This is a genomic window from Ilumatobacter sp. (assembly GCF_030065885.1).
In the GTDB taxonomy this organism is placed as follows: Bacteria; Actinomycetota; Acidimicrobiia; order Acidimicrobiales; family Ilumatobacteraceae; genus Ilumatobacter.
Genome location: NZ_JASJCS010000013.1, coordinates 14,747 through 38,113, shown reverse-complemented (window position 1 = coordinate 38,113; position 23,367 = coordinate 14,747). Strand labels below are relative to the sequence as shown.

Genomic DNA, 23,367 nt, shown 5'->3' with positions numbered 1-23,367 from the left:
CACCGAGGGCAGAGCAGCGGCGGACCGAGTCCCGCATCGAAGACGAGCCGGATCTGCACATCGGTGGGACCATGGCGAGCGGCTACACCTCGCTGTACTTCGTGAGCGACCGAATGGTGTTGCCCGATCCCTGGGCCACGGCGACGAGTCGTTGGATGGTCGTGCGGCGACGCTCGGTCGCTCTGCCCGAACCGTCACCGCTCGCGGCAGCCACCAACTCCATGTCGACGCGGATGTACCCATGACCATCGTCGGGGAGCACGTCGCCGTTCACCGCATCACCGGCGACGTAGTCCTCCGGGACCACGCGCAGCCACCGAAGAACCGCAAGCACGCCATCGGCTTCAGCGTCGTCGGCCTCCTCGTATCGTCGCATCGTCGAAGCGGCCACGCCGACCTGTCGCGCGAGCATCGCCCAGCTCAGTTGACGGTGCCGTCGTTCGGTGTCCACCGCCACGAAGAGCGCTCGCAGGTCGAACAGCGATCTCACCCCGAGCCGGCGTCAGCCGCTCCTGGGACCGACCACTCGATCGCCGGAGGGTCAACTCGGGCACAGCGGGGACCACCGTCGTCGCCGGTCATGTCGACCCGAACTGCGATGTGATCCACGACGCGCGCTCTGGCAAGGACGTCGCGATCGATCCGGTTCAGCATCAGCTTCGCGCGACGGAACATCTCGAACTCGCCGCCCGAGTGGACCTCTCCCCAGATCAAGTAGACGAAACGGTCGCCGCGCTTGCCTTGGACAACCGGCCCCCGAAAGTCGATGTCTGCGTCGTCTCCAACGACATCCACATCGACATCCCAGCGGGCGTCAGTCGAATCGGCACGCACCAGCGCGTCGGGATCGCGGCGGCGCTGTACGCCGACGTGCACGTTGACCATCGGCGATCCATCGGGCCGACAGAACTCCTTCCCCGGAGGATTGAACCCGATGATCGACATGCGCATCGATCACACTCTGTCACCACGGCACTCATCACGGACCGCCCATATCGCCGGACGGCCGGCGCACGACGACCCACACTCGTTCGGCTGGTCACGGCACTAGCAGTCGACAGAGGAGTTCGGCGGGAGATCGCCCCCGAGGAGGAGCGTGCCGTTGACGTGGATGAAGGTGTTGTTCGGGTCGTAGTCGAAGACGTGGAAGCCCTCGAAGCTGTAGTCGCTGACGTCGACGATGTCGCCGATCCCGTCGTTGCCCCCGCCCTGGCCGACGCTGAGTTCGGTGTCGATCTCGTTGATCGTGCCGCCGCCGTCGCTGGCGATGAGGACGTCGGCGCCGTCATGCCCGCACAGCAGGTTCAGGTCGGGGCCCTGCGGTGACTCCTCCTCGATCAGGTCGTCGCCGCTGCCCGCGAACGAACGGTCGCTGCCGGGCCCCGGGAACATCTCGTCGTCACCACCGCGGCCCCGGAGGACGTCGTCGCCGCTGCCGCCGTCGAGCACGTCGTCGTCGGCGCCCCCGTCCACTTCGTCGTCGCCGTAGGAGCCGTCGACGACGTCGTCGCCGTCGTCGCCGCGCAGCAGGTCGTCGTCGTAGCCGCCGAGGATCACGTCAGGACCGCCGCCTCCGTAGATCGTGTCGTCGCCGTCGCCGCCGCTGAGGTCGTCGGCGGCGCCACCGCCGAGGAAGAAGTCGTCGCCCTGCCGACCGTTCGCTGTGAGGCGGAGGTCGGTGTAGTTCGAGAACTGGTCGATGCCGGAGTCGCCCTCGTACCGGAGGGAATCGACGAGGCTCGTGCCGTTGGGATCGAACATCGGGAAGTCCTCACCGATGTGGGTCGTGTCGCCGTCCTCGAGAATCACGAGGTTGATCCTGAGGATCGAGGTCCAGGGGTACTCCTCGTTGCCGAACACCCTGATCGCCGAACCCTTGGTCGTCGCGTTGCCGTCCCCATGGACGACGATTTCCCTCCGGTCGGCGTCGTAGACGATCGGCGAGCGCCGCGACGCGTCACGGTCTTCCTTTCGTGTGGACACGTCGTATGAATCGTCTCTCGGTGCGGCATCGACTCGCACAGCGCTGGTGGTCAGTCCGGCTGCTAGCGCGCCAGCGACTGCAGCGACAGCGCCCCAACGGACGGTGGGTCGGATCGGATTGCTGGAATCGTGGAAGTACCTCATGTCCGTCCAGAGCATCAAGCGCCCCAGACCTGGCACAAAGTGCTCGATTCGACGCACGAACGGCGCCCAGACGCACAGACCGCGCAGAAACGTGCGACCACACCCGCAGGTTCGCCCACTCGAGAACGGCGCGTCCCGCTCGGTGTGACTCGGTCTGGATCGTTCGTCGGCTCAGCGACCGCCGATGCGGACGGGTCGTCCAGCTCGCCCGTTCCGTTTTCCGGCCCGAGAAGTGTGCTCCCAGCTATCTCCCACGCCTCACCAGCTCCGACGCTTCATCGACACCGACTTGGTCAGGCAGCGACCGCAAACAGTACGGAATCGGCTCCAGAGCGACCGCTCGTATCGACACCAGGGCGCTCGTTGGGTGCTCGACGACGCCGGAAGGTCAGATGACCTCGACGGCGACGCGCTCGGCGTGGGCTGCGAGCGCTTCGAGGTCGGCTCGATCTCCGGTGAGCACTGTCCCGCCGGGTTCGGCGAGTGCCACGACGAGAGCGTCGACTGCTGATCCGGCGCGGGCGAGACGCCGGAGGTGTGCGGCGCGTCGTGCTGTTGCTTCGCTCACTTCGGGTTCGATGATGCAGGTCTTGAGGAACCGGTTCGTGTTCGCGTCGCGTCGCGCGTCGCCCCGCAGCGACTCGACGAGCACCATCGTCGGCACGATCGGTGGCCACAGGTCGTGATCGACCAGTGACCCGATGAGGGCCGCCGCCGTCTTGGTGCGTGCAGACAGTCGCGAAAGCCCGCCGCTGTCGAGTACGAGCACCCGTCAGCTCACGCGGTCGAGTGAGCGGTCGCGGATACGTCGTGCGATGACGTCAGCGTGACTGCGCTGCCGTTGGTTCGGCTCGCCGACCTCAGCGACCAACTCGTCGAGGTAACGCGACGTCTCATCGAGCGCGTCCTGTCGTTCGAGCTCCGCGCGGAGCGCGATCTGGAGCAACTCCGATGCAGGTAGGCCTCGCTGCTTGAGTTCCTCGTGGAGATCGTCGGGTAGATACACCTGAACGCGGGGCATACGCCTAACTATACGCATAGTCGCCACGAACCGCCGGCGCATATCACCGCTCGCTTCGACGCTCCGCACCCGTCCGGAATCGGCACCGATGCGCTCGGCGTCGCGCACGGAAACGCGCGGCGGGCGGCTGGCGGCGGCTACTGCTGGACGAAGACGGTTTCGATAGGGCTGACGTGAGCGGCCAGGCAGCCCATGATGCTGTCGTTGATCGGTTCGAGGAGCTCGTGAGCTGCTTGGTCGTCGGGCTCGCCTTCGGGTGTCTCGACGCTCACGATCGGCGACGAGATGACGCGATACGAGCGTGTGGCGTGATCGACCTCGATGGTCAGGTCGTACCCGTCGGCCGCGACGCAGGCTTGCCAGGCGTCGAGTGCGGACACGAACTCCGGCCAGGTGACGAACCCGTCGGCCAGGATCTCCCGCGCGAGAGCGGTTCCGTCGTGGGCGACCGCTGTCGCGATCGCCGAGGGATCCGGCAACGCCGGCGCGAATTCTCCGGCGGCCCCCTCGGCGAGCACCGTGCCGGAGGCGTCGAGGCCGTGAACTCGGGCCGTGGCCGCATCGTCGGTCGGCCACCAGCCGACCCAGATGTCACCGCTGGACGATGCCTCGACCACGTCGTGGACGGTCGCGATCTCGATCGCGTCGACCGCCGCCGCGCGAACACCCCAGGCCAGGCTCGCTGCCGGATCGCCCTGCCAGCTGAGGCTGACGACCGTGACCGGCGCCCCAGCACTCACCGCGGCACGCGCAACGGCGATGTCGTCGCCGCGGTTCGAGGTCGTTGCTGCGAGCCGGAACTCGCCGTCGGAGTAGCGCTGGGCGTGGCACGTGAGCCAGCCGGTGTCGTCGCCGTAGATCGCGACCGCGCCCGACCCGCGGACGTCGTAGATCAGCGGCTCCATCTCACCGACGTTCGTCGCTGCACGACAGAACGAGTCGATCGCGTCGATCTCGGCGACCGGCACCGGTTGGGCGACGGGTGCCCAGTCGGCCCACGCCGGCGACGACGACCCCGGCCAGAACGCCACCACACTGCCCGCCACGCCGACGGCGACCGCTGCTGCAGCACCGATCAGCAACCGACGCGAGCGCCTCACAGGCTGCTCGGGAAGTGTCGCAGGGGGCTCGGCCGATTCGGGCTGTCGTGCGCCGGCGAGTTGGTGATCGATGGCGTCGTCGATCGTGTCGCCGTAGGCGGCGAGCTGGTGTTCCAACGACATCGTCATGACGTGACTCCCAGTGAACGGCGGAGCTTGGTCATGCCCCGCGAGACGTAGTTGTTGACCGTGGTGACCTCGACCTCGAGCAGCTCGGCGACCTCGACGTAGGTCCATCCGTGGCAATGCACCAACACGACCGCAGTCCGCTCCTCGACTCCCAATCCAGCGATCGCGCCGGGGAGTCCGGGCTCGACATCGGGGTCACGACCCGAATCGACGGGCGGCAGCTCGACAGGGTGACGTTGCCAACGCAGATAGCGTCGAGCGGAGCTCTGGCCGACGCGGAACAGATAGCCGAGCGGGCTCGACATCGCCCGCAGCTCATCGGCGTGCTCCGACGCCCACGCAACCGCATCGGCATGCGCCTCGCATCCGATCTGGACCCCGAACCGAGCCACCAGCCCGCGACGCAGCCGATCCCCCGACTCATCCAGGAACGCCTCCAGCCACGACGCCGAGGTCACTTCAGCGCACCCCGCCTCGGCGTATCGACCACTCACACCTACAAGAAACACCCCACCGCAACTTCCATTCGCGAGTTGTGCGGCACCGCAGAGCGGGCGACCAGCAACCGTCCACGACGACGCACAACCACCTCGGCGCCACCAGCCCTCCGAAGCCCGCACCGCTACGCGCCTCACCGACCCAACCGCTCGGAAACGCTCATGGCGAGGACCAGGCGACAGCACCCGTGATCGGCACCTCTGCTCGAGCGATTCCGCACGGAGGCGCGTGACGAGCGCCTGGGGGACTGTCAGATCGTTGGTGCAACTGGCCTGGCGGACGTAGGCGGTGCAGGATCGCTGAAGCGTCCGGTTCATCCCGCTCAGCCTCGGCGGGTGGTTTGCCGGTCGCCGCCACCCGAATACGCCGGTGATGTCGACCCCGGTGCGGACTCCTGGCGTCCGCTCAGCCGTTACCGGCGGTGTTGGTGAGCTCGTCGAGAGTGTTGGCCATGAGGTCGAGCGCCTCGGGGTGGTCGAGATCAGGTGGGTCGTCGCTGCTGGGCTGGAGTGTGTCGGCTGCGTCTGCGACGAGAGAGTGCCAGGCGGGATTGTCGAGCAGCCCGGTCGTCTCCAGGTGGTGGAGGATCGCGGCGGCGTCGTCGGAGCGGTCGGTGGCGGCGATCATGTTGATGAACTCGATGCAGACGAGGAGTCCGGCCTGGTAGTTCTCGGTGTCGCGGATGTCGTCGATGTAGCCGCGGAGGATGCGATAGGCGTCGTGATGTCGGCCGTTGCGATGGGCGCGGCGCGCCTCGATGGGCCGGTTCGGTGAGTGCGTCTTCGAAGGGACCTCGACGTCGATGGCGTCGTTGAAGTAGGCGTCGGCTTGGTCGGGTCGGCCGCGAAACAGCGCGTTGTAGCCGAGGAGCATGAGTGACCAGTTGAGGTAGGTCGGTGGTCCCTGCTGTCGGTAGCGGTCGACGAGGTCTCGGGTGAGCGCTGCTTGTTCGTCGAATCGGCCGAGGTTGAGCAGCGATGCCGCGAGGTTGATGTCGGTGCGTTCTGCGAGGTGGTCGTGTCCTCGGCGGCGCAGTTCGCCTCCGGCAGTGGGCGATGACCGGGCCTGCGTTTCGTGGTCGCCCGTGGCGAAGGCGCGGCCGTGTTCCATGAGTGGGTGGTCTGGTTCGCCGTGGCGGTCGACGAGTCGTTGGTAGCCGTCTGGGTCTTGGCTGATGCTGTACCGGTGGGCGGCCCAGTAGAGGGCGAAGACCCTTGCGTCGTGGTCGTCGGGTGGGGTGATGTCGAGGAGGCGTTCGAGCCAGTCGGCGATCTCGTGGCGGCTGCGGAGGACGATCTCGCCGAGGATGGGTTGGACGAGCGATCGGACGAGTTCGTGGTCGTGGCTGGCGAGGGCTCGGTCGACGGCGCAGCGGAGCTCGGGCCAGAGCTCGTCCAGTCGGTCGACGCCGCGGATCTCGTTCCATCCCGTGAGGTCCATGCCGATCTCGGCGAGCTGGCTCAGGCACCATCGGGTGTGACGGTCCTCGGTCTCGTGGAGGTGGCCGCTCCGGTTGAGTTGGTCGGTGGCGAACGCGTGGATCGGTTCGAGGAGTCGGAAGCGCCGTCCGGTCGGCCCGATCTCGATGGAGAGCATCGATTGGTCGACGAGGTTGCCGACCAGTCGGTCGACGTCGAGGTCGTCGAGGTCGTCGGCTGCGGCGACGGCTTCGGCGGCGGCGAGCTCGAATGGGGCGGTGAACACGGCGAGCCGTCGGAGGACCGTTTGTGCGACTGGGATGAGCAGGTCGTAGGACCATTGGATGGTCGCCTGCATCGTCTCCTGGCGCCGACCGCTGTTGTCTGCGTTGCCGAGGAGTCGGAGACCGTGGTGGGAATCGAGTCGCTGTCGGAGCTCGGTCGGGGTCAGGCTGGTCGTTCGAGCGGCGGCGAGTTCGATGGCGAGCGGGATGCCGCCGAGTCGGCGGCAGATCGCCTCGACGTCGGTCCGGCTGGTGTCGGCGTCGTACCAGTGAGTCAGTGCGATCGCGCGCTCGTTGAACAGCTCGACGGCCGATGTCGAGGGGTCGAGCGGCTCGACGGTCACGACCCGCTCGTTCGTCAACCCCAGCCGTCCCCTCGACGTGGCGAGCAAGCGCACCGCAGGACAATGTCGAACGACCGCTTCTGCGAACTCGGCGGCGGCAGGGATGACGTGTTCGCAGTTGTCCAACACCACGAGCGCGGAGCGCTCGGCGAGGGCTCGGGTGATGGCGGTGCTGATGGCTCCCGGCTCGCCGCTGTGGAGGCCGAGCGTGTTGGCTACCTCGCGTGGGAGGTGGTCGTTCGATCCGATGTCGGCCAGTTCGACGACCCAGACCTCGCCGCTGGCCGCTCGTCGTGCTGCCACGGCCAGGGCGAGGCTGGTCTTCCCGATGCCGCCTGGCCCGACCAGCGTGACGCCCGGGTAGACCTCCAGCGCCTCGTCGATCGCGCTCACGATGTCGTCGCGTCCGATGAGGCGGCCGGGGTTCCGGGGCGCGTTGCCTGGACGGTGGGAGGTCGCCGAGTCGGTTGCGGCGATCTGGGCGTCGCCGAGCCGGTCGTGCGCCCGGGAGGTGGCGAGTCGTTCGTCGTGGCCGAGGATCATCGCCTCCAGCTCTCGCAGTTGCGGTCCCGGGTCGAGCCCGAGCTGTTCGACCAGGTGTTCGTGGGCTGATCGGTAGGCGGCGAGCGCGTCGGCCTGACGGCCCGCCCGGTACAGCGCCGTCATCAGCAGGGCCCAGAGTTGCTCGCGGAACGGGTGCTGCGCGGTGAGCTCGGTGAGCCGGCTGATCACGACGGCGGGCTCGGCCTCGAGCCGCTGTCGCAGGTCGGCCTCCACGGCGTCGAGCCATCGCTCTGACAGCGCGGTCACCGTCGGCTCGAGCCCAGGAGCCTCCAGCCCGTCGAGCGGGACGCCCGTCCATTCGGCCAGCGCCTCGGATGTCCGCCCTTCGTCGAGGTGTCGTTCGAAGCGGGCCACGTCGACGGCTTCGGTGGGGACGGCGAGTCGATAGGAGCTGTCCTGTCGGGAGATCGAGTCCGGACCGAGCGTCTTCCGCAGGCGAGCGACGTACGACTGCAGCGTCCGCTCTGCGGTGGCAGGAGGGTGGGCGCCCCACACCAGTTCGACGAGGCGACGCTGGGACACCGGCGCCCCCGGCACCAGGGCCAGCGCGGCCAGCACGACCCGGCACTTCGCCGGCCCGAGGTCAACGGGATCGCCGTCGATGGCGGCCTCGACTCCGCCACAGAGCCGAACGGTCAGCACCCCATCAGCCGTCACGGCAGTCCTCCCGTGAGAACGCCGGAGCACTCGATCGCGAGCCGACGTCGTACGGCTTCGACGGCGACTCAACCGTGCTCCCGCGTCGACACAACATCGGCTCTTCACAGTAGGGGCGATCCACGAACAGGAGCGTGCTGATGAAGGCTGTCTTCCACCACCGATTCGGGTCCCTCGACGTCCTCGAGATGCGAGACATCGACCCGCCGACCCCCGGGCCGGGCGAGGTCCTGGTTCGAGTCCGCGCCGCCGGGGTCAACCCTGGCGATCGCCACGCCATCCGCGGGGTGCCCTACGCAGCGAGGCTGATGGGATACGGGCTGACCGCACCCAAGCAACCGGTACCGGGCCAGGATCTGGCGGGCGACGTCGAAGCCGTGGGTGCGAACGTCACTCGATTCGAGCCCGGCGACAAGGTCTTCGGCTGGGCGCGCGGCACGTTCGCCGAGTACGCCACCGCCCCCGAAGACGCGCTCGAACCCGTGCCAGGGCACCTGACGTTCGAACAGGCTGCCGCCGTCCCCACCGCAGGCTTCGCTGCCCTCCAGGCGGTGCGCGACGTCGGGGGCGTGAAGCCCGGGAACTCGGTGTTGATCATCGGCGCATCAGGCGGCGTCGGGACGCTCGCGGTGCAGGTCGCCACAGCCCTCGGCGCGACCGTCACCGGCGTGGCCAGCACCAGGAACCTGGAGTTGGTCCGCTCGACCGGAGCCGACCACGTCATCGACTACACCACCGACGACCCCACCGAATCCACCGATCGCTACGACCAGGTCATCGATCTGGCCGGGTCCACATCGCTGCGAACGGCCAGCGGCGTCCTCGCTCCACAGGGGACCTATGTAGTCGTCGGCGGTCCGAAGCCCGACTCGATCACCGGCATGGGACGGTTCGCGTCGGCGCTGTTGCTGTCGCCGCTGCTTCGGCGCCGTCTTCGACCGCTGTTCTCCCGGCCCAACCACGACGACCTCACGACGCTCCGCGAGCTCGTCGACACCGGGAAGGTGCTCCCCGTGATCGACGCCACCTACGACCTCCACGGCGCAGCCGACGCCCTCCGCTACGTCGAGGTCGGACACAGCCGGGGGAAGGTCGTCATCACGATCTGAAGCCGGACAACCGACCCGCCATCCACCGAACCAAGGAGCTCCCATGTCCACCGACACCATTGACACCCCCGCCGCCGACCGCATCACAGCCCACGACGAGACGACCGACCACGACCCTGCCTCGGTCAAGCGCAAGGCCCGCCTGGCCGGACTGCTCTACCTCGCGATCTTCATCATCGCCCCGTTCGCGTTCTTCGTCGTGCCCGGCCGCATCGTCGTCGACGACGACGTCGCCGCAACCGCAGCAAACATCGTCGAATCCGAAGGCCTGTTCCGAGCAGGCATGGTCGCCGAGACGATCATCATCGCCATCGAGCTCGTGTTGGCCGGATTGCTCTACGCACTGCTCCGGCCGGTGAGCCGGCCGCTGTCCCTCGCCGCCGCATTCGCACGCGTCGGCGAAGCGATCGTGCAGGCCGTCAACCTGTTCACCAGCGGGGTCGTGCTCCTCATCGCCACCGGAACCGGTTACCTCGCGGTGTTCGAACCCGACCAGCGCGATGCGCTGACGAGCTTGTTCGTCGACGTGAACCAGTTCGGCGTCGTGATCTGGGGCCTGCTGTTCGGATTCCACCTCGCGCTGCTCGGCTACCTGATCCACCGGTCCGGCTTCTGGCCCCGAGTCATCGGCGCGCTCATCATGGTGGCCTCGGTCGGCTACCTGGCGCAGAGCTACGCCCACATCGTCGCCCCCGAACACGACGCCTTCTTCGAGACCTTCGTCGTCGCTCTCGCCGCCCCCGGCGAGCTCGCGTTCACGATCTGGCTCCTCTGGAAAGGCATCGACGTCCGACGCTGGTACCGGCGCAGCAGCCAGTCGCTGCCCGTCTGAACCCAGCACACCGACGACGGACCGCACCGAAAGCAACAGCGATGACGACCCGCGACATGTCGGCTGCAGCCTCCGACAACGAGATCCTCGACGCCCCCCAGGTGCTCGCCCAGGCGTCGCGGCCGGCGACCTCGACCTCGTCGACGACGCCGCCACCCACCCGACGCCCACCTCGCCGAGTGCACACTCGCCTGCCTCGACGCAGCACGAGCCGAGCCCGACGCCGAACCACTGTTCACCGCCGCAGCCGCGTACGTCAGCGCCTGGTGGCACGACCGCGACCGCCACACCTGAACGACCGCCGGCACGACCCCGGCCACTCACTCACCGTCGTCGAGCTCCTCGAACAACGTGATCTGCAAGCCGGCCGGCGCCTCCAACCGCGCATTGAGCGAACGCCATGGAGTCTCGGTGGGTGGACCGACGAGCTGGGCACCGGCATCGACCAGACGGGCGGTGTCGCCGACCGCGTCGGCGACCTCGAACGCGACCCTGATCCCCCGACTCACCTGGCGACCCACCTCCAGATCGTCGATCAGGCGACGCTGGGCCGGGTTCACGATCTCCAGCGTGGCACGCCCCGCCTGCAGCGCCATCACCAACGCCCCACCTTCACTCTCGACGAAGAACTCCTCCGGCATCCCCAGCAGATCGCGATAGAACTCGACCGCCGCATCGAAGTCTTCGGCCTCGACAACGAGCCGCAACTGCCGGACACGTGCGTCGCTGACCTGATCGTCCATCTCCGCCACAGTAGGTGCCACCGAGAACGGCACGTCGGTGCGCTTGATGACGCTCGACATTGCCCCGCTTGGTCGAGGCGACCGATCGAGATCGAACCGCGGGGTCGCGGCAGTGGCAACAGGACGACCCCTCGCATCCGACACGGCCAACGCGGCCGCCAACGAGAAGGCCGACCCCGATCGACGAGCTCGCAGTGCCAGCAGGAACCGAACCCGGTGTCACCCACGTACCGGACTGCGTCCCACTCCTGTCACCCAGGTGCCCTTCAGAGCGAATGAGAGGAATCGGACTCCCGTTCTCAGGTGAGGAAACGGACGCTGCTCGAGCGGCCCGATAGCGCTGTGACCTGGGGAGACGTGCGTCATCCCGGCGACTTGCGCCGCCGGGCGCAGGACTGACGCCGGCCGGTGCTGACCCCTGTCGCCCCTTGCGGGAAGCACGGCTGCGTGCGGTCGCTCGTCGCACGTCTTCGCCCGGTGACGGCTCGGCGATACGATCCGACGATCGTTCCCATGCGAACCCTTCGACGGCGGGCGTCTCATTCGATGACTCGGACGACGTTCCTCGTCCTCGTTGCCCTGGCCACACTCGCCGGTGTCATGCTCGGCCCTGCCCGGGCGCGGGCACATTCGGGGATTCAGAGCTACATCTACGTGTCGACGCTCGGGTCGTCGGTCGACGGGCGCGTCGAGTATCCCGTCGGTGACCTGGCGGAGGTCCTGGGCGTCGAGCTCGGCACCGGCTCGACGGCGGCAGCGGAATTGGCAGCCGGCCACGCAGACGCGATCCGGGCGTACACCGATGACCATCTCGCGTTCGCCGATGGCGATGGTGACTGGTCGTTGTCGTTCACCGAGGATGTCGACGTGTTGCCGGTGGCCGGGAACTACATCGTGGTGCCGTTCGAGGTCGAGCAGCGATTCGACGCTGCGCCTCGTTCGTTCCGTGTCGAGTTCGACGGGATCATCCACGCGGAGCCCGAGCGCGATGCGTTGCTCGTGATCGAGAACGATTGGGGAACGGCACGGTTCGCCAACGAGGCCGGTCATCTCGTCGGGTTCTCGGTCGGGATGACGTCGCAGGCGATCGAGCTGGACGACGTCGGCGCGCTCACGTCGATGCGAGCGGTGCGTGGACTGGGCACCGATGCGGTCCGCACGGCCATCCAACATCTGCTGTTCGCGGTCGCGATCCTGACGCCGGTGGCGTTGCTGACGAAGGGTGGCAGCGTCGGGGGCGCGGCGCCGACGGTCTCGGCGGCGACACGCCGCGCTGCGACGTTGCTCGCCGCGTCGGCCGTTGCGCACTCGGTGGTCATGTGGACCCTGGTCGTCGCCGGGATCGACGCATCGGGCGACGCAGTCGGCGTGCTGGTCGCGGCCTCACTCGGCGCGATGGCGGTGTACGGCCTCTGGAGGTTCACCGAGCGCGAACTGCTGGTCGTGGTCGCGTTGAGTGCGGTGCAGGGCATCGGCTTCGCCGGCGACTTCGTCGGGCGCCGGCTCGATCAGATCGACACGCCGCTCGCCCTGATCGCGTTCAACATCGGCATGGAGGTCGCCGTCGTCGTCACTGCGCTGCTGGTGTTCCCGCTGCTCCTGTTGGTGCGCCGCACGGCGTTGGCCGCGGCCGCGCTCTACGGCGTCACCGCCGTGATCTGTCTCTATTCGGCGGCGTGGATGATCGCTCGCACGGGCCTCGCCGACCTCGATGACGACCGTGCCGCCAACCCGCTGCGCATGTGGCCCCGGAACCTGTTGCTGATGCTGTTGGCGCTCGCCGCGGCCGGGGTGCTGTTCGCCTGGACGGCACAGCGCGATCGGCTTCGCGCGGTCGAGACGCACGGTGGGGTGCCCGAGGAGGATCGAGAGATGGTGGCGACGTGAAGCGCGTCGGGCGCTGGTGGCTCGTGCTCGTCGCCGCGGCGATCGGCGCGCTCGTCGCGCCTGCGACGGCGTCGGCGCACGAGTTCGGCCCGTTCGCGATCGATCGGTACATCGGCGTGCTCGTCAGCCCCGATGCGCTCGAGCTCGACTACGTGGTCAGCTTGGCCGAGACGCCAACGCAAGCCGACGGCGACCGGATCGAAGCCGACCCGGCCGCTCACTGCACGTCGCTCCTCGGCGCCGTCGATATCCGCGTCGACGGGGAGTCGCCGGAGTTCACGGGCCCCGCGGCGTCGACGCTGCGACTCGACGGCGACGGAGGGCTGACCACGCTCCGCGTCGAGTGCGGCTGGACGTCGGCGCTCCCGGTCGAATCGGGTCGGCGATCGATCACGGTCGACGACGCGAACTATCGAGAGCGAGTGGGATGGCGCGAGATCGTCGTGGTGGGCGATGGGACGCAGATCGTCGGTGACGTGTCCGACTCGTCGATCACCCGCCGGCTCACCGACTTCCCCGACGCCGACGACAACCCGCGCACGGCATCGGTGTCGTTCGACTTCGCGGCGTCGGATGACGTGGGTGCCGCGCAGCTCGACGACAGCGTTCCATCCGACGACTCCGGGGGCGGCGGCGATGCGTTCTCCGACCTGATCGCTGACGCCGACGGGGGCGTGTGGAGCATGGTCGTGGCGCTCGGGTTCGCCGCGTTCCTCGGCGCGCTCCATTCGCTCGCTCCCGGCCATGGTAAGACCGTCATCGGTGCGTACCTCGTGGGGACCAAGGGCACCAAGGTCCAGGCGCTCGTCCTGGCGATCGCCGTCGCGCTCTCGCACACCCTTGGCGTGTTGGTGCTCGGCATCATCACCTACCTCGCCGGCGCAGCGTTTGCGCCCGAGAGCGTCTATCCGTGGCTGCAAGCCGTCTCGGCGTTGATCGTCCTCGGCATCGGCATCTGGCTCGTCGTGACGGCGTTGCGCGAGCGAGCCGCTCGGCGCGTGGGAAGGACGCTGCCCCACACCCACGAGCTGCACGCTCACGGGCACCTCCACGACGAGGCCGAACACGAGCTCGGCGACGTCCACGGACTCCCGCCGAAGAGCCTGCTGCGTGCGGCCGGGGTGACGGTGGCCGCCGGCACGGCGCTCGCCGTCGAGCCCGATGCCGACCGGCCGGCGCACGATCACTCACACGACCACGACCACTCACATGGTCACGACCACGACCACCCACACGACCATTCACATGGTCACGACCACGATCACGACCACGATCACTCGCACGACCACGATCACTCGCATGATCACGGTCATTCCGACGACCACGATCACTCACATGATCACGACCATGACCACGACCATTCGCACGACCACGATCACTCACATGGTCACGGCCATGACCACGACCACGGTCACTCCCATGACCACGATCACTCCCACCGGGGCTGGCACACGCACGGCATCTTCCCGCACACGCACAAGTACGACTTCGACGAGCTCGACCTGTCGGGCAAGGTCAGCTGGAAGACGCTGGCGATTCTCGGCCTGTCCGGCGGCCTCGTGCCGTCGACGGCAGCGATCATCGTCCTGCTCGGGGCAATCCAGCTGAATCGCATCGCGTTCGGTGGCCTGCTGATCCTCGCCTTCGGACTGGGCATGGCGATCGCGCTCGTGAGCGTCGGGCTCGGCATGGTCGCACTGCGCGATCGGATGTTCGGCGCGATGGAGGGCAACCAGATCATCGCAACGGCGCGTCGAGTGATCGTGCCGCTCGCTGCGTTCGCCGTGATGGCGATCGGTGTGTTCCTGGTGATTCGCGCTGGCATCACGCTCATGGACACGTAGCGCCACCGGCACGAGTCGGCGTGGCGACGCTCGGGCGACGTCGGGGCGTCAGCCGACGTCGGCCTGGCACGCCGGGCAGTTCGCCGACCAGGCGAAGTGGCCGCGATCGAGCCTGAACCCGGTCGCCGACTCGATCGCATGCCGCACGGTCGCGAACGTCTCGGCGTCGACGTGGTCGACGCGGCCGCAGCGCCCGCACACCAGATGTGGTCGCACGTCGTCGGTGAAGTGGTAGACGGAGCGCCCGTGATCGAGGTGGACGTGGCTGATCACGCCGAGTTCCGTGAGCGTGTTGAGCGTGCGGTACACGGTCGACATGTGGACGTCCGGTGCGACGGCGGCGACGTGTTCGGCGACGTCCTCGGCGGAGGGGTGTGGTTGGGCGTCGACGAGCGCCTGGAGGACGAGGCGCCGTTGATGCGTGACTCGGCCACCGGTGCGTCGGAGCTGATCCAGCGCGTCAGACACATCGGTGGAATCGACCATCGCCCGTCGACGGTACCAGCGCACGGTCGTCGGCCGCGTGGGACCGGCGCCTTCCTGCAACACGTACGCTGATGCGACAGACTCGCAACAAGGGACTATCTTCTCGGAGGTGATCCCCACCGCCTCCGCCACCACGCCGCCCTCCCGATCGCCTCGTGACCGTCGACGCCGGCATCGTCTCGTCGCAGCCGGAGTCGTCGCGTCACTCGCGTTGGCCGCATGCGGCGATGACGACGAACCGGCCGATGCGGACCCGAACGAATCAGCCGACGATGCCGACGATGCCGCATTGCTGATCGCCACGACCGTCGCTCCGATCACGTCGATCGCGTCGAACATCATCGGTGCTCGCGCCGAGATCGTCGGCATCGTGCCCGAGGGGACGAACTCACACACGTTCGAACCGCAGCCGAGCGTCGCCGAGCTCCTCAGTGACGCAGACGTCATCTTCATCAACGGTCTCGTCCTCGAGGAGCCGACGAAGGAACTGGCCTTGGCCAACATGGCCGACGGCGCTCGCCTCGTCGAGCTCGGTGACGAGACGATCGATCCCGACGAGTACAAGTACGACTTCTCGTTCCCCGAGGACGAGGGCAAGCCGAACCCGCACCTGTGGACCGATCCGTCCCTCGCCCTCGCCTACGCCGAGATCGTGCGCGAGACGATGAGCGACGTCGACCCCGACGGCGCTGCCGACTACTCGGCCAACTACGACGAGTTCACCGAGTGCGTGAGCGAGCTCGACGAGGCCATGCAGGCAGCGTTCGCGACGATCCCGCCGGAGAACAAGCTCCTGCTGACGTATCACGACGCGTACGCGTACTTCGCCGAGAACTACGGCTTCGAGGTGATCGGCGCCATCCAGCCGGCCGACTTCGGCGATCCGTCCCCGCAAGAAGTCGCCGACCTGATCGACCAGATCGAAGCCGAGGGCGTCCCGGCGATCTTCGGATCCGAGGTGTTCCCGTCACCCGTGCTCGACCAGATCGCCGCCGAGACCGGCGGCACCTACGTCGACACGCTCCGTGATGACGACCTGCCGGGTGCGCCGGGCGACGCCGATCACTCGTGGGTCGGGCTGATGAAGTCGAACTACATCACCATGACCTCGGCACTCGGCGGCGAACCCACCGCGCTCATGGAGTTCGAGGTGTGCGGCGTCGGCACGGATGACGCAGACTATCCGCAGTGAGTTCCGACGTCGTCGTCCGCGCGAGATCGATCACGTGCTCCTACGGGCATGCGCCCGTTCTGGAAGACGTCGACCTCGAGGTGCGGCGTGGCGACTTCGTCGGCATCGTCGGGCCCTCCGGTTCCGGCAAGACCACGCTGCTGAGGGCCTTGTCGGGCGCCGTCCAGCCGACGAGCGGCGTCGTCGAACGAGCGACGGGCACGCGATTCGGCTTCGTGCCACAGCTCGAGACCGTCAACTGGGACTTCCCCGTCACCGTGAGCGAATGCGTCCTGATGGCCCGGACGCGCCCACTGCGCCGATTCTGGTCGACGCGGGCCGAGCGGCGCGCCGAACGCGAGCGGCTCGACGTGGTGCTCGACCAGTTGGGCATCGGCGACCTCGGCGATCGACACATCCGTGCGTTGTCGGGCGGTCAGCAGCAGCGGATGTTCCTGGCCCGAGCGATGATGACCGATGCCGACGTACTCCTGCTCGACGAGCCGACGAGTGGTCTCGACGTCAAGACCCGCCACGAGGTGCTCCACCTCCTGAGCCAGCTGCAACGTTCCGGGATGTCGATCATCATCACCACCCATGACCTCAACGGGTTCGCTGCCCATCTGCCCACCATGGTCTGCATGAACGGACGAGTGATCGGTGTCGGCCCGCCCGCCGACGTCCTGACGCCGAGCGTGCTCGAGGCGACGTTCGGGTCACCGATGCAGGTCCTGCGACACGCCGGCATGCCGGTCGTGATCGACAGCCCGATCGTCGCGTCGGCGACGCACGGCGATCACGACGGGCACCTCCACCCGCATCCGGACACCCACGCGCACGACAACCCGTCACCCGACGAGCCGTCACCCGACGAGCCCGACCCGGTCCCGCTCGGTCGACCATGATGGCACTGATCGCCGGCACGATCGACGAGATCCTGCGGCCCTACGAGTTCGAGTTCTTCCGCAACGGGCTCGTCGTCGCGACAATCGCTGGCGCGTTGTGCGGCCTCATCGGCTGCTACGTCGTGCTCCGGTCGATGAGCTACATCGGCCACGGGCTCTCACACTCGATCTTCGGCGGCTTCGCCGCCGCATCGCTCATCGGCGTCAACGTCTTCCTGGGTGCCGGCGCGTGGGGCCTCGTGACGGCCCTCATGATCGGTGGCATCACCCGTCGACGACCGGTCGGCTCCGACGCCGCCATCGGCGTGGTCACGACGGCATCGTTCGCACTCGGCCTCGCGCTCATCCAGGTGTTCGGCTCACCCAGCCAGAACGCCGACGCGGCGTTGTTCGGCAACGTGCTCGGCGTCAGCCGCAATGACGTCTACCTCATCATCGCCGTCACGCTCGCGACGGTCGCAACGATCGTCGTGGCCTACCGCAAGCTGCTCTTCGTGACCTTCGATCCCGAAGTCGCCGAGGTCACGGGCGTTCGGGTGGCCGTGACCGACGGCGTGCTCATGGTGCTCCTCGCCGCGTCGATCCTGGTCACGATGAACGTGATGGGTGTCACCCTGATCGCTGCAGCGCTGGTCGTGCCAGCGGTCGTCGCCCGGCTCCTCACGCCGAGCTTCTCGCGCATGCTCATCATCGCCACCGCCGTCGGCGCCGTCACCGGCATGGTCGGCATGAACCTCAGCTACCACCTCGACATCGCCTCCGGCCCGACGATCGTGCTCACCGGAGCAGCCCTCTTCCTGGTCGCCTTCGTCGCCTCCGGTGCTCGACGGCGGGCGCGCCTCCCCGGCGTCCGTCGCGCGTTCTGACGATCCACGTGCGTCGTCCCCGTGACCGCGATCCGCTCGCTGCGCGACGGCCTCGTGCCGAGCCGCATGGCCTCGACGAGTGGTCACCGGACGTCCGTCACGTCGACGTCGACGCCACCCACATCGGCATGGTGGCGAACCCCGACGTGCTCCGCCACATCGCCGTTGCGCTCGCGGTGGAGCGCTGACGTCACCCGACGGTGACCTCCACGCCGGCTGGCTCGTCCAGTGCGGCGCAGCGCGTGCGTACCGCATCGAGGTGGTCGACGAGCATGTGCTCGTTGGCCCCGACGCGGATCTCGTCGACGGCGCCGGCGGCGATGTTGCGTTGCACGTCGACGGCGGCGGCGAAGTCCTCGTCGGGGATCGTGACGTTGACCCGTTCCCAATTGCGGTCCCACAGGTCGGTCTCGTCCGCACGGTCGGCGGGGACGAGCATCGTGAGTCGGGCGATGCTGCGGGTCGGGTCGGTCGGGTGGGGTCGGAGGGAGAACAGCTCGACGTGGCCGGCCTGCCACTGCACGACGGTGCCGGGCACGAGCACGACTGCGCCCGTGAGGTGGGCGAGCACCTGCCAGTCGTCGCGCGCCTGCTCGGTGAGGTTCTTCACGAGCCGGTTCTTGGGGAGCCAGTTGACGAAGTGGTTCCCGGATCGGCCGACCGTGGTGGTGTTGGCGGGGAAGTAGGGGGCGATCGAGTCCCGGTGCAGGTATTTGAGGTGGTAGATCTCCAGGAAGCCGTCGGTGAGCAGCTTCCAGTTGCATTGCAGGTCGTAGTCGGTGGCGGCGTGGTGCACCATCTCGCCGACGCCGAGCTCGCCGAGCAGTCCGTCGACCCCCTCGCCCAGCCACTCGGCGACCGACTCGGTAGGGGCGTCGGCGTCGGCGGTGACCCAGATGATGCCGTGCCGTTCCTCGCACGCCAGCCGGCGCAGACCGCGGGTGCAGGGCTCGGTCGACCACAGGTCGGCGTTCGACACGGAGCGGAGGGTCCCATCGAGCTCGTACGACCAGCCGTGGAACCCGCAGGAGAAGATGCGGGCCGATCCGGATTCTCGGGTCTCGACGGTGGCGCCGCGGTGGGCGCACACGTTGCGCATGGCATGGGCGCGGCCCTCGCGGTCGCGGGAGACGATGATCGGGACGCCAGTGAGCTCGATCGCCACGAAGTCGCCGGGCGCGGCGAGCTCGCTGGACGCCAGCGCGGCAACCGGGCTCGATGCGATGGCTGCGACCTCGGCGCGGTGCACGTCGCGGTCCGTGTACACCGACGGGTCGAGCGGGGTGAAGGGCCCAGAGGCGGGTGGGGGACCGGCGTCGATGAGCTCCTTGAGGCGGTCGCCGAGCGCCAATTCCATCTCACGTCGCATGGCGGTCTATTATTCGACCCATAGTCGAAACTGTCAACCCCGAGCCGACCGCCGGTGCGTCGCGAGCGGCGAAGCGTCGCGAGCAACGTCGCGCCCTCATCATCGCCGCCGCCGAGGAGGAGCTGCGTGCGTCGGGCATCGCTGGCACGACGCTCGCCGGCGTCGGCGAGCGGGTCGGGCTGTCGAAGGGCGCGCTGTACTACTACGTCGACAGCCGTGACGCCCTGCTCGCGCTCGTGCTCGACGACGGGCTGCGCGGCATCCGCACCGAGGCCGCCCGGCTGGCCGGCGACGACCCCTCGCCGGTCGAGGAACTGAAGGCGTTCGGGCGGGCTCACGTGCGGTTCGCCGTCGAGCGGCCGTCCGGTCCGCTCATCATCAGCAACGTCGACTTCCTCGCCGCCCACGATCGAACCGCCGAGCTGCTCCACGACCACGAGGAAGCTGCCCGGGTGATCATCCGCCGGGCCGTCGAGGAGGGTTCGCTGCGCGACGTACACCCGGTGATCGCCTCGTCGGCGTTCTTCGGCGCGCTCAACACCCTGTGCCGCACCTACGACCCGGACGGCGAGCTGACCCTCGACGAGATGATCGACGCCACCCTCGACCTGCTGCTCACCGGCTGGAGTGCGGCGTGAGTGCCCGCCGGGTGCTCGTCACGGACGCCGAGCACTTCGTCGGCCCCGCAGCGGTCGAGCGGTTCCGGGCCGAGGGCGACGAGGTCGTCGCTCACATCGAGCCGTTCACCTCGCGGACCGAGGTGGCAGCGTTCGTCGCTGAGCACGCACCGTTCGACGTCGTCATCGCCAACCTCGACGCTCCGATCACGGTCACATCGATCACCGACCACGACGATGCGATCGTCGACGAGCTCCACGCCCGCCTCGTCCGGCCGCTCTACTGGCTCCTCGGCGCATGTCTCCCGTCGATGATCGAGCGACGTGACGGCGCCGTCGTCGTCCCGACGTCGGCGACGGCGATCCGTTCCTCGTCGCACCCGATCGCCGGCTACGAGGCGGCCCGAGCAGCCCAGCTCCAACTCGTGCACAGCGTCGGCAAGGAGATGGCCCGACACGGTGTGCGCGTCAACGGCATCGCCCCGAACTTCATCGAGAACCCGTCCTACTTCCCACCCGAGACCATCGCCGACCCCGAGTTCCAGGCGTCAATGCGTACCACCGTGCCAGCGCAACGTCTCGGGAGAGGCGCCGAGGCGGCCGCCGTGCTGTGGTGGCTCGCCTCGCCCGACGCGTCGTACGTGTTCGGCACCGTCATCCCCACCGACGGCGGCTGGACTCTGTGAGCGGCGGTGTTCTTGGCTGAACAGGCTGAGAGCACATGGCCTTCGGTGAGGCGCACGTCGCTGACCAGGATCTTGCCTCGTCGAACCGCTCGCCCTGGCCGACACCTACGTGTCCCCTGCCGCTGATCACCGAGCGACGCCGCTGACGCTTCGGCGAGAGGCGCGAGCGCTGTCGATCCCCAGGGCACTGGCCTCGGAGCGCGGGGGCGGCAGCAGGGTTCGACCGCACGGCGGCTGACTGGAACCGGGTCCTCACCTTCGCCATCGGCTACGGCCAAGGCGTGCTGCGCTACAAGCTGCCGCGCTGGTTGACCGGTCGCCGGATCCCGGAGATGGTCGGACACTCCGGCTCCACCGCGTCGTTCCTGTTCCGCATCCCCGACCTCGGCTGCCACGTCGCCGGAACCTTCAACGAGTTCGCCGACCCGGCCCGCCCGTTCCGTCTCCTGCCCCGCCTCGCCGCGACCATCGAATCGGTTCAACAAGGCCGCTGATCCAGCGCGCACTTCGCTCCGGTGCGGGTCAGAGCAGCCCGTGGTGTCGTGCAGTGTGCACGGCTGCCTGGCGTCCGTCCACATCGAGCTTGCGATAGATCGCCTTGCAGTGGGTCTTCACCGTGTTGAGCGACACGTACAACTCGTTTGCGATCTCACGCTGGGAGAGCTGCGACGGCAAGTAGCGCAAGACTGCGAGCTCGCGTTCGGTGATCTCCTCGACCAGTCCGGTCGGTGCTGCGGCCCGCCCGGCGAGCCCGTGCCGCGCCTCGATACGTGCGAGGGCCGCGCCGACGATGCCGGGGTCAGGGCATCGGTCGATCATCTGGCGCGCCTCGCGAAGCAGCTGCGCACCAGCCGGGTCGTCGCGCTCGCACGCCGCGTCGCCGACAAGTGCCAGCACGTAGCCGAGCGTGAATGGCTCCGGTGCCCGTCGTGCGAGTTCGACCGCCCGATCAGCAGCGGCGGCACGGCGATCAGGGTCGGGCACCGTGCGAGCCTCCACGGCGTGCGCCATCGACAGTTGCGGCGACTCGGCGACACCGTGACCGTGCGCATGTTCCACGCTCGCCGCCGCGTGTTCCGCCGCGACGGATCGGTTGCCCGACTCCAACTCGATCACCGCAGCGAAACCCGGTGCCATCGTCAGCGCGTAGTCCGATGGCTCGGACCCGCCGAGCTCACGAGCGATCGCGACGTATCGGCGCGCCTCGTCGAACATCCCGGCCCACGTATGAGCGGCCACCAAACCGATCGCCTGGGTCGACTCGGTCGGCTCGACCATCCGACCAGCGATCGAGAGCGCATCGCCCAGAGCGCCCTCGGCGAGATGCACCATGATTCCGAGCGACGCGGTGAGGTTGGCGTCGGTCCCGTCGTCGTGCTCGGCGGCGACGCCGTAGTAGTGGCGAGCACCCGCGAAGCGGCCGGTCGAGAGATTGATCCAACCGCGGACCAGTGCGCTCCGCGAGTGGCGCTCGGGGAGGTCGCCCAGCCGGTCGAGCAGACGAAGCACCGTGAAGACCTGCCCATCGTTCAGCAGAGCCGTGGCGTGCACGGCGATCAGATCGCCGGCGGTGACGAGATCGCCGCCGTCGATGTAGTGCTCGATCGCCGCGAACATGGCGTCGTGGTCGCGATGCCATGACGCAGCGGCGAGATGAAGCCCCGGTAGCCGTTCAGGAATCTTGCGTGCGGCCTCCAAGCGGAGCAGGTCGCGCAGGAGGTGGTGGAACCGGAACCACGTCCCGGTCCGGTCGAGCGAGGTGACCAGCTGGTTCGACGCCGCCAGCCTGGCGAGCCACTCGGTCCCGTCGTCCACACCGCAGACCTCGTCGATGAGCGGGCCCGAGAGTCGCCCGAGCACAGAGACGTCGAGCAGGCGCTGTCGCTCGAGGTCGTCGACCGAGTCGAGGAACTCATCGGTCAGATAATCGGCGACGAGTTGGTCGTCGCCGTGGAACGCTTCGACGAACCCGTCGACGTCGGTGCCGTCGCGCATCGAGAGTCCGGCGAGGACGAGCCCGGCAGCCCACCCCTCGGTGCGCTCGTGGAGCAAGTTGACCGCCTCTGGCCCCAAACCGGTTGCCGCGGCATCGAGGAGCCAACTCGCCTCCGCCTGGTCGAAGCGGAGGTCGTCGGCGCGGACTTCCGTCAACTGATCGCGCACGCGGAGCCGCCCGAGCCGGAACGGTGGATCAACCCTGGTCGAGAGGACGACCGTGAGGTTGTCCGGGCGAAGCGTCACGAGCTGCTCGACGCTGCGATGCACGTCCTCGCTGGTGATCAGGTGGTAGTCATCGATGACCAGGACGACGTCGCCCGCGCGATGGGCGACCTGATTGATGACGCCGGCCGCGGCTGCGTCGGGACCGTCGCCGATCGACGCCCGGATGAAATCGGGGAGGCCCGGCACCATCTCAGCGAGTGCAGCCGCAACGTAGGCCCAGAACCGGGACGGATCGTCGTCTGCCTCATCGACCTGCAGCCAACCCACCCCGGCGCCCCGAGTCTCGAGCCAGCCGTTGATGAGGGTCGACTTGCCCGAACCGGCAGGGGCGCTCACGAGAACCACGCCCCGTCCCGCAGCGACAGCAGCGTCGAGAGACTCGAGCAAGCGAGCGCGCTCGAGGTAGCGGCTCGGCGGCCGCGGAGCAATGACCTTCGTGGCCGTGACGGCCGCAGGGGAGTCGGCGATACCCCCAGCGTAGAGGTCG

The 23,367-nt window shown here is 68.3% G+C and carries 23 protein-coding genes and 1 pseudogene; 12 read left to right on the top strand and 12 right to left on the bottom strand.

Annotation, left to right across the window (positions count from 1 at the left end):
- Positions 1–82: 82 nt before the first annotated feature.
- The 8 genes from QNJ12_RS05220 to QNJ12_RS05185 all read right to left on the bottom strand — a co-directional run bounded on the left by QNJ12_RS05220 (position 83) and on the right by QNJ12_RS05185 (position 8,142).
- Positions 83–490 carry a hypothetical protein gene (locus QNJ12_RS05220; RefSeq protein WP_300619794.1) on the bottom strand — a complete coding sequence of 136 codons (408 nt, stop codon included), beginning with the start codon at positions 488–490 and terminating at the stop codon, positions 83–85.
- Entirely contained in the window at positions 487–951 is a 465-nt protein-coding gene (locus QNJ12_RS05215) for a DUF5990 family protein (RefSeq protein ID WP_300619791.1), read from the bottom strand. The genes QNJ12_RS05220 and QNJ12_RS05215 overlap by 4 nt, the downstream gene beginning before the upstream one ends.
- Before the next feature lie 96 nt (positions 952–1,047).
- Entirely contained in the window at positions 1,048–1,983 is a 936-nt protein-coding gene (locus QNJ12_RS05210; protein ID WP_300619788.1) for a hypothetical protein, read from the bottom strand.
- Between the two features lie 532 nt (positions 1,984–2,515).
- A complete protein-coding gene (locus tag QNJ12_RS05205) occupies positions 2,516–2,782 on the bottom strand; it encodes a hypothetical protein (protein ID WP_300619785.1) in 267 nt (88 codons plus the stop codon).
- 117 nt (positions 2,783–2,899) lie between these two features.
- On the bottom strand, positions 2,900–3,256 hold the full coding sequence (locus QNJ12_RS05200; RefSeq protein WP_300619782.1) for a hypothetical protein: 357 nt from the start codon (positions 3,254–3,256) through the stop codon (positions 2,900–2,902).
- A 29-nt stretch (positions 3,257–3,285) separates the two neighbouring features.
- A complete protein-coding gene (locus QNJ12_RS05195) occupies positions 3,286–4,377 on the bottom strand; it encodes a hypothetical protein (protein ID WP_300619780.1) in 1,092 nt (363 codons plus the stop codon).
- Entirely contained in the window at positions 4,374–4,835 is a 462-nt protein-coding gene (locus tag QNJ12_RS05190) for a sigma-70 family RNA polymerase sigma factor (protein ID WP_300619778.1), read from the bottom strand. The genes QNJ12_RS05195 and QNJ12_RS05190 overlap by 4 nt, the downstream gene beginning before the upstream one ends.
- 445 nt (positions 4,836–5,280) lie before the next feature.
- Positions 5,281–8,142 carry a BTAD domain-containing putative transcriptional regulator gene (locus tag QNJ12_RS05185; RefSeq protein ID WP_300619777.1) on the bottom strand — a complete coding sequence of 954 codons (2,862 nt, stop codon included), beginning with the start codon at positions 8,140–8,142 and terminating at the stop codon, positions 5,281–5,283.
- 140 nt (positions 8,143–8,282) lie between these two features.
- Here QNJ12_RS05185 and QNJ12_RS05180 point away from each other — a divergent pair, with 140 nt between their 5' ends.
- Complete coding sequence (locus tag QNJ12_RS05180) at positions 8,283–9,251, top strand: NAD(P)-dependent alcohol dehydrogenase (RefSeq protein ID WP_300619774.1); 969 nt, start codon at positions 8,283–8,285, stop codon at positions 9,249–9,251.
- 43 nt (positions 9,252–9,294) lie between these two features.
- Positions 9,295–10,083: a DUF4386 domain-containing protein gene (locus tag QNJ12_RS05175; protein WP_300619772.1), complete on the top strand. Its 789-nt coding sequence runs from the start codon at positions 9,295–9,297 to the stop codon at positions 10,081–10,083.
- Between the two features lie 320 nt (positions 10,084–10,403).
- Here QNJ12_RS05175 and QNJ12_RS05170 read toward each other — a convergent pair whose 3' ends face one another.
- The gene (locus tag QNJ12_RS05170; RefSeq protein ID WP_367281755.1) at positions 10,404–10,826 is read right to left on the bottom strand and encodes a VOC family protein; all 423 of its coding nucleotides are present in this window, start codon (positions 10,824–10,826) and stop codon (positions 10,404–10,406) included.
- Between the two features lie 546 nt (positions 10,827–11,372).
- Between QNJ12_RS05170 and QNJ12_RS05165 the strand changes: the two genes are divergently transcribed.
- Both QNJ12_RS05165 and QNJ12_RS05160 read left to right on the top strand, forming a co-directional pair.
- Entirely contained in the window at positions 11,373–12,713 is a 1,341-nt protein-coding gene (locus QNJ12_RS05165; RefSeq protein WP_300619766.1) for a HupE/UreJ family protein, read from the top strand.
- Positions 12,710–14,557 (top strand): hypothetical protein, encoded by a 1,848-nt coding sequence (locus QNJ12_RS05160; protein WP_300619763.1) that lies wholly within the window; start codon positions 12,710–12,712, stop codon positions 14,555–14,557. Before QNJ12_RS05165 ends, QNJ12_RS05160 begins: the two co-directional genes overlap by 4 nt.
- A 48-nt stretch (positions 14,558–14,605) precedes the next feature.
- Here the strand turns inward: QNJ12_RS05160 and QNJ12_RS05155 are convergent, their stop codons facing one another.
- Positions 14,606–15,043: a Fur family transcriptional regulator gene (locus QNJ12_RS05155; protein ID WP_300619760.1), complete on the bottom strand. Its 438-nt coding sequence runs from the start codon at positions 15,041–15,043 to the stop codon at positions 14,606–14,608.
- Between the two features lie 109 nt (positions 15,044–15,152).
- Between QNJ12_RS05155 and QNJ12_RS05150 the strand changes: the two genes are divergently transcribed.
- From QNJ12_RS05150 to QNJ12_RS05135, 4 genes are read left to right on the top strand one after another with little or no spacing between them, the layout of a single operon-like run.
- The gene (locus tag QNJ12_RS05150; RefSeq protein WP_300619757.1) at positions 15,153–16,235 is read left to right on the top strand and encodes a metal ABC transporter substrate-binding protein; all 1,083 of its coding nucleotides are present in this window, start codon (positions 15,153–15,155) and stop codon (positions 16,233–16,235) included.
- Positions 16,232–17,119, top strand: coding sequence for a metal ABC transporter ATP-binding protein (locus QNJ12_RS05145; protein WP_300619754.1), 888 nt, complete (start codon positions 16,232–16,234; stop codon positions 17,117–17,119). Before QNJ12_RS05150 ends, QNJ12_RS05145 begins: the two co-directional genes overlap by 4 nt.
- On the top strand, positions 17,116–17,985 hold the full coding sequence (locus QNJ12_RS05140) for a metal ABC transporter permease (RefSeq protein WP_300619752.1): 870 nt from the start codon (positions 17,116–17,118) through the stop codon (positions 17,983–17,985). The genes QNJ12_RS05145 and QNJ12_RS05140 overlap by 4 nt, the downstream gene beginning before the upstream one ends.
- 8 nt (positions 17,986–17,993) lie before the next feature.
- On the top strand, positions 17,994–18,173 hold the full coding sequence (locus QNJ12_RS05135) for a hypothetical protein (protein WP_300619750.1): 180 nt from the start codon (positions 17,994–17,996) through the stop codon (positions 18,171–18,173).
- Between the two features lie 2 nt (positions 18,174–18,175).
- Here the strand turns inward: QNJ12_RS05135 and QNJ12_RS05130 are convergent, their stop codons facing one another.
- Complete coding sequence (locus QNJ12_RS05130) at positions 18,176–19,354, bottom strand: aromatic ring-hydroxylating dioxygenase subunit alpha (protein ID WP_300619747.1); 1,179 nt, start codon at positions 19,352–19,354, stop codon at positions 18,176–18,178.
- On the opposite strand from QNJ12_RS05130, the pseudogene QNJ12_RS23695 reads away from it, so the two are divergent.
- The 4 genes and pseudogenes from QNJ12_RS23695 to QNJ12_RS05115 all read left to right on the top strand — a co-directional run.
- Positions 19,336–19,575 (top strand): annotated as a pseudogene (locus QNJ12_RS23695) (TetR/AcrR family transcriptional regulator); the annotation flags it as partial. The gene QNJ12_RS05130 and the pseudogene QNJ12_RS23695 overlap by 19 nt on opposite strands.
- Positions 19,576–19,590: 15 nt before the next feature.
- Positions 19,591–19,992, top strand: a complete 402-nt coding sequence (locus tag QNJ12_RS05125; RefSeq protein WP_300619744.1) for a hypothetical protein — start codon at positions 19,591–19,593, stop codon at positions 19,990–19,992.
- Positions 19,989–20,657, top strand: a complete 669-nt coding sequence (locus tag QNJ12_RS05120) for an SDR family oxidoreductase (protein WP_300619741.1) — start codon at positions 19,989–19,991, stop codon at positions 20,655–20,657. Before QNJ12_RS05125 ends, QNJ12_RS05120 begins: the two co-directional genes overlap by 4 nt.
- 281 nt (positions 20,658–20,938) lie before the next feature.
- Positions 20,939–21,151 (top strand): hypothetical protein, encoded by a 213-nt coding sequence (locus QNJ12_RS05115; RefSeq protein ID WP_300619739.1) that lies wholly within the window; start codon positions 20,939–20,941, stop codon positions 21,149–21,151.
- Between the two features lie 28 nt (positions 21,152–21,179).
- Here the strand turns inward: QNJ12_RS05115 and QNJ12_RS05110 are convergent, their stop codons facing one another.
- Positions 21,180–23,309: a LuxR C-terminal-related transcriptional regulator gene (locus QNJ12_RS05110; protein ID WP_367281754.1), complete on the bottom strand. Its 2,130-nt coding sequence runs from the start codon at positions 23,307–23,309 to the stop codon at positions 21,180–21,182.
- Between the last annotated feature and the right edge of the window lie 58 nt (positions 23,310–23,367).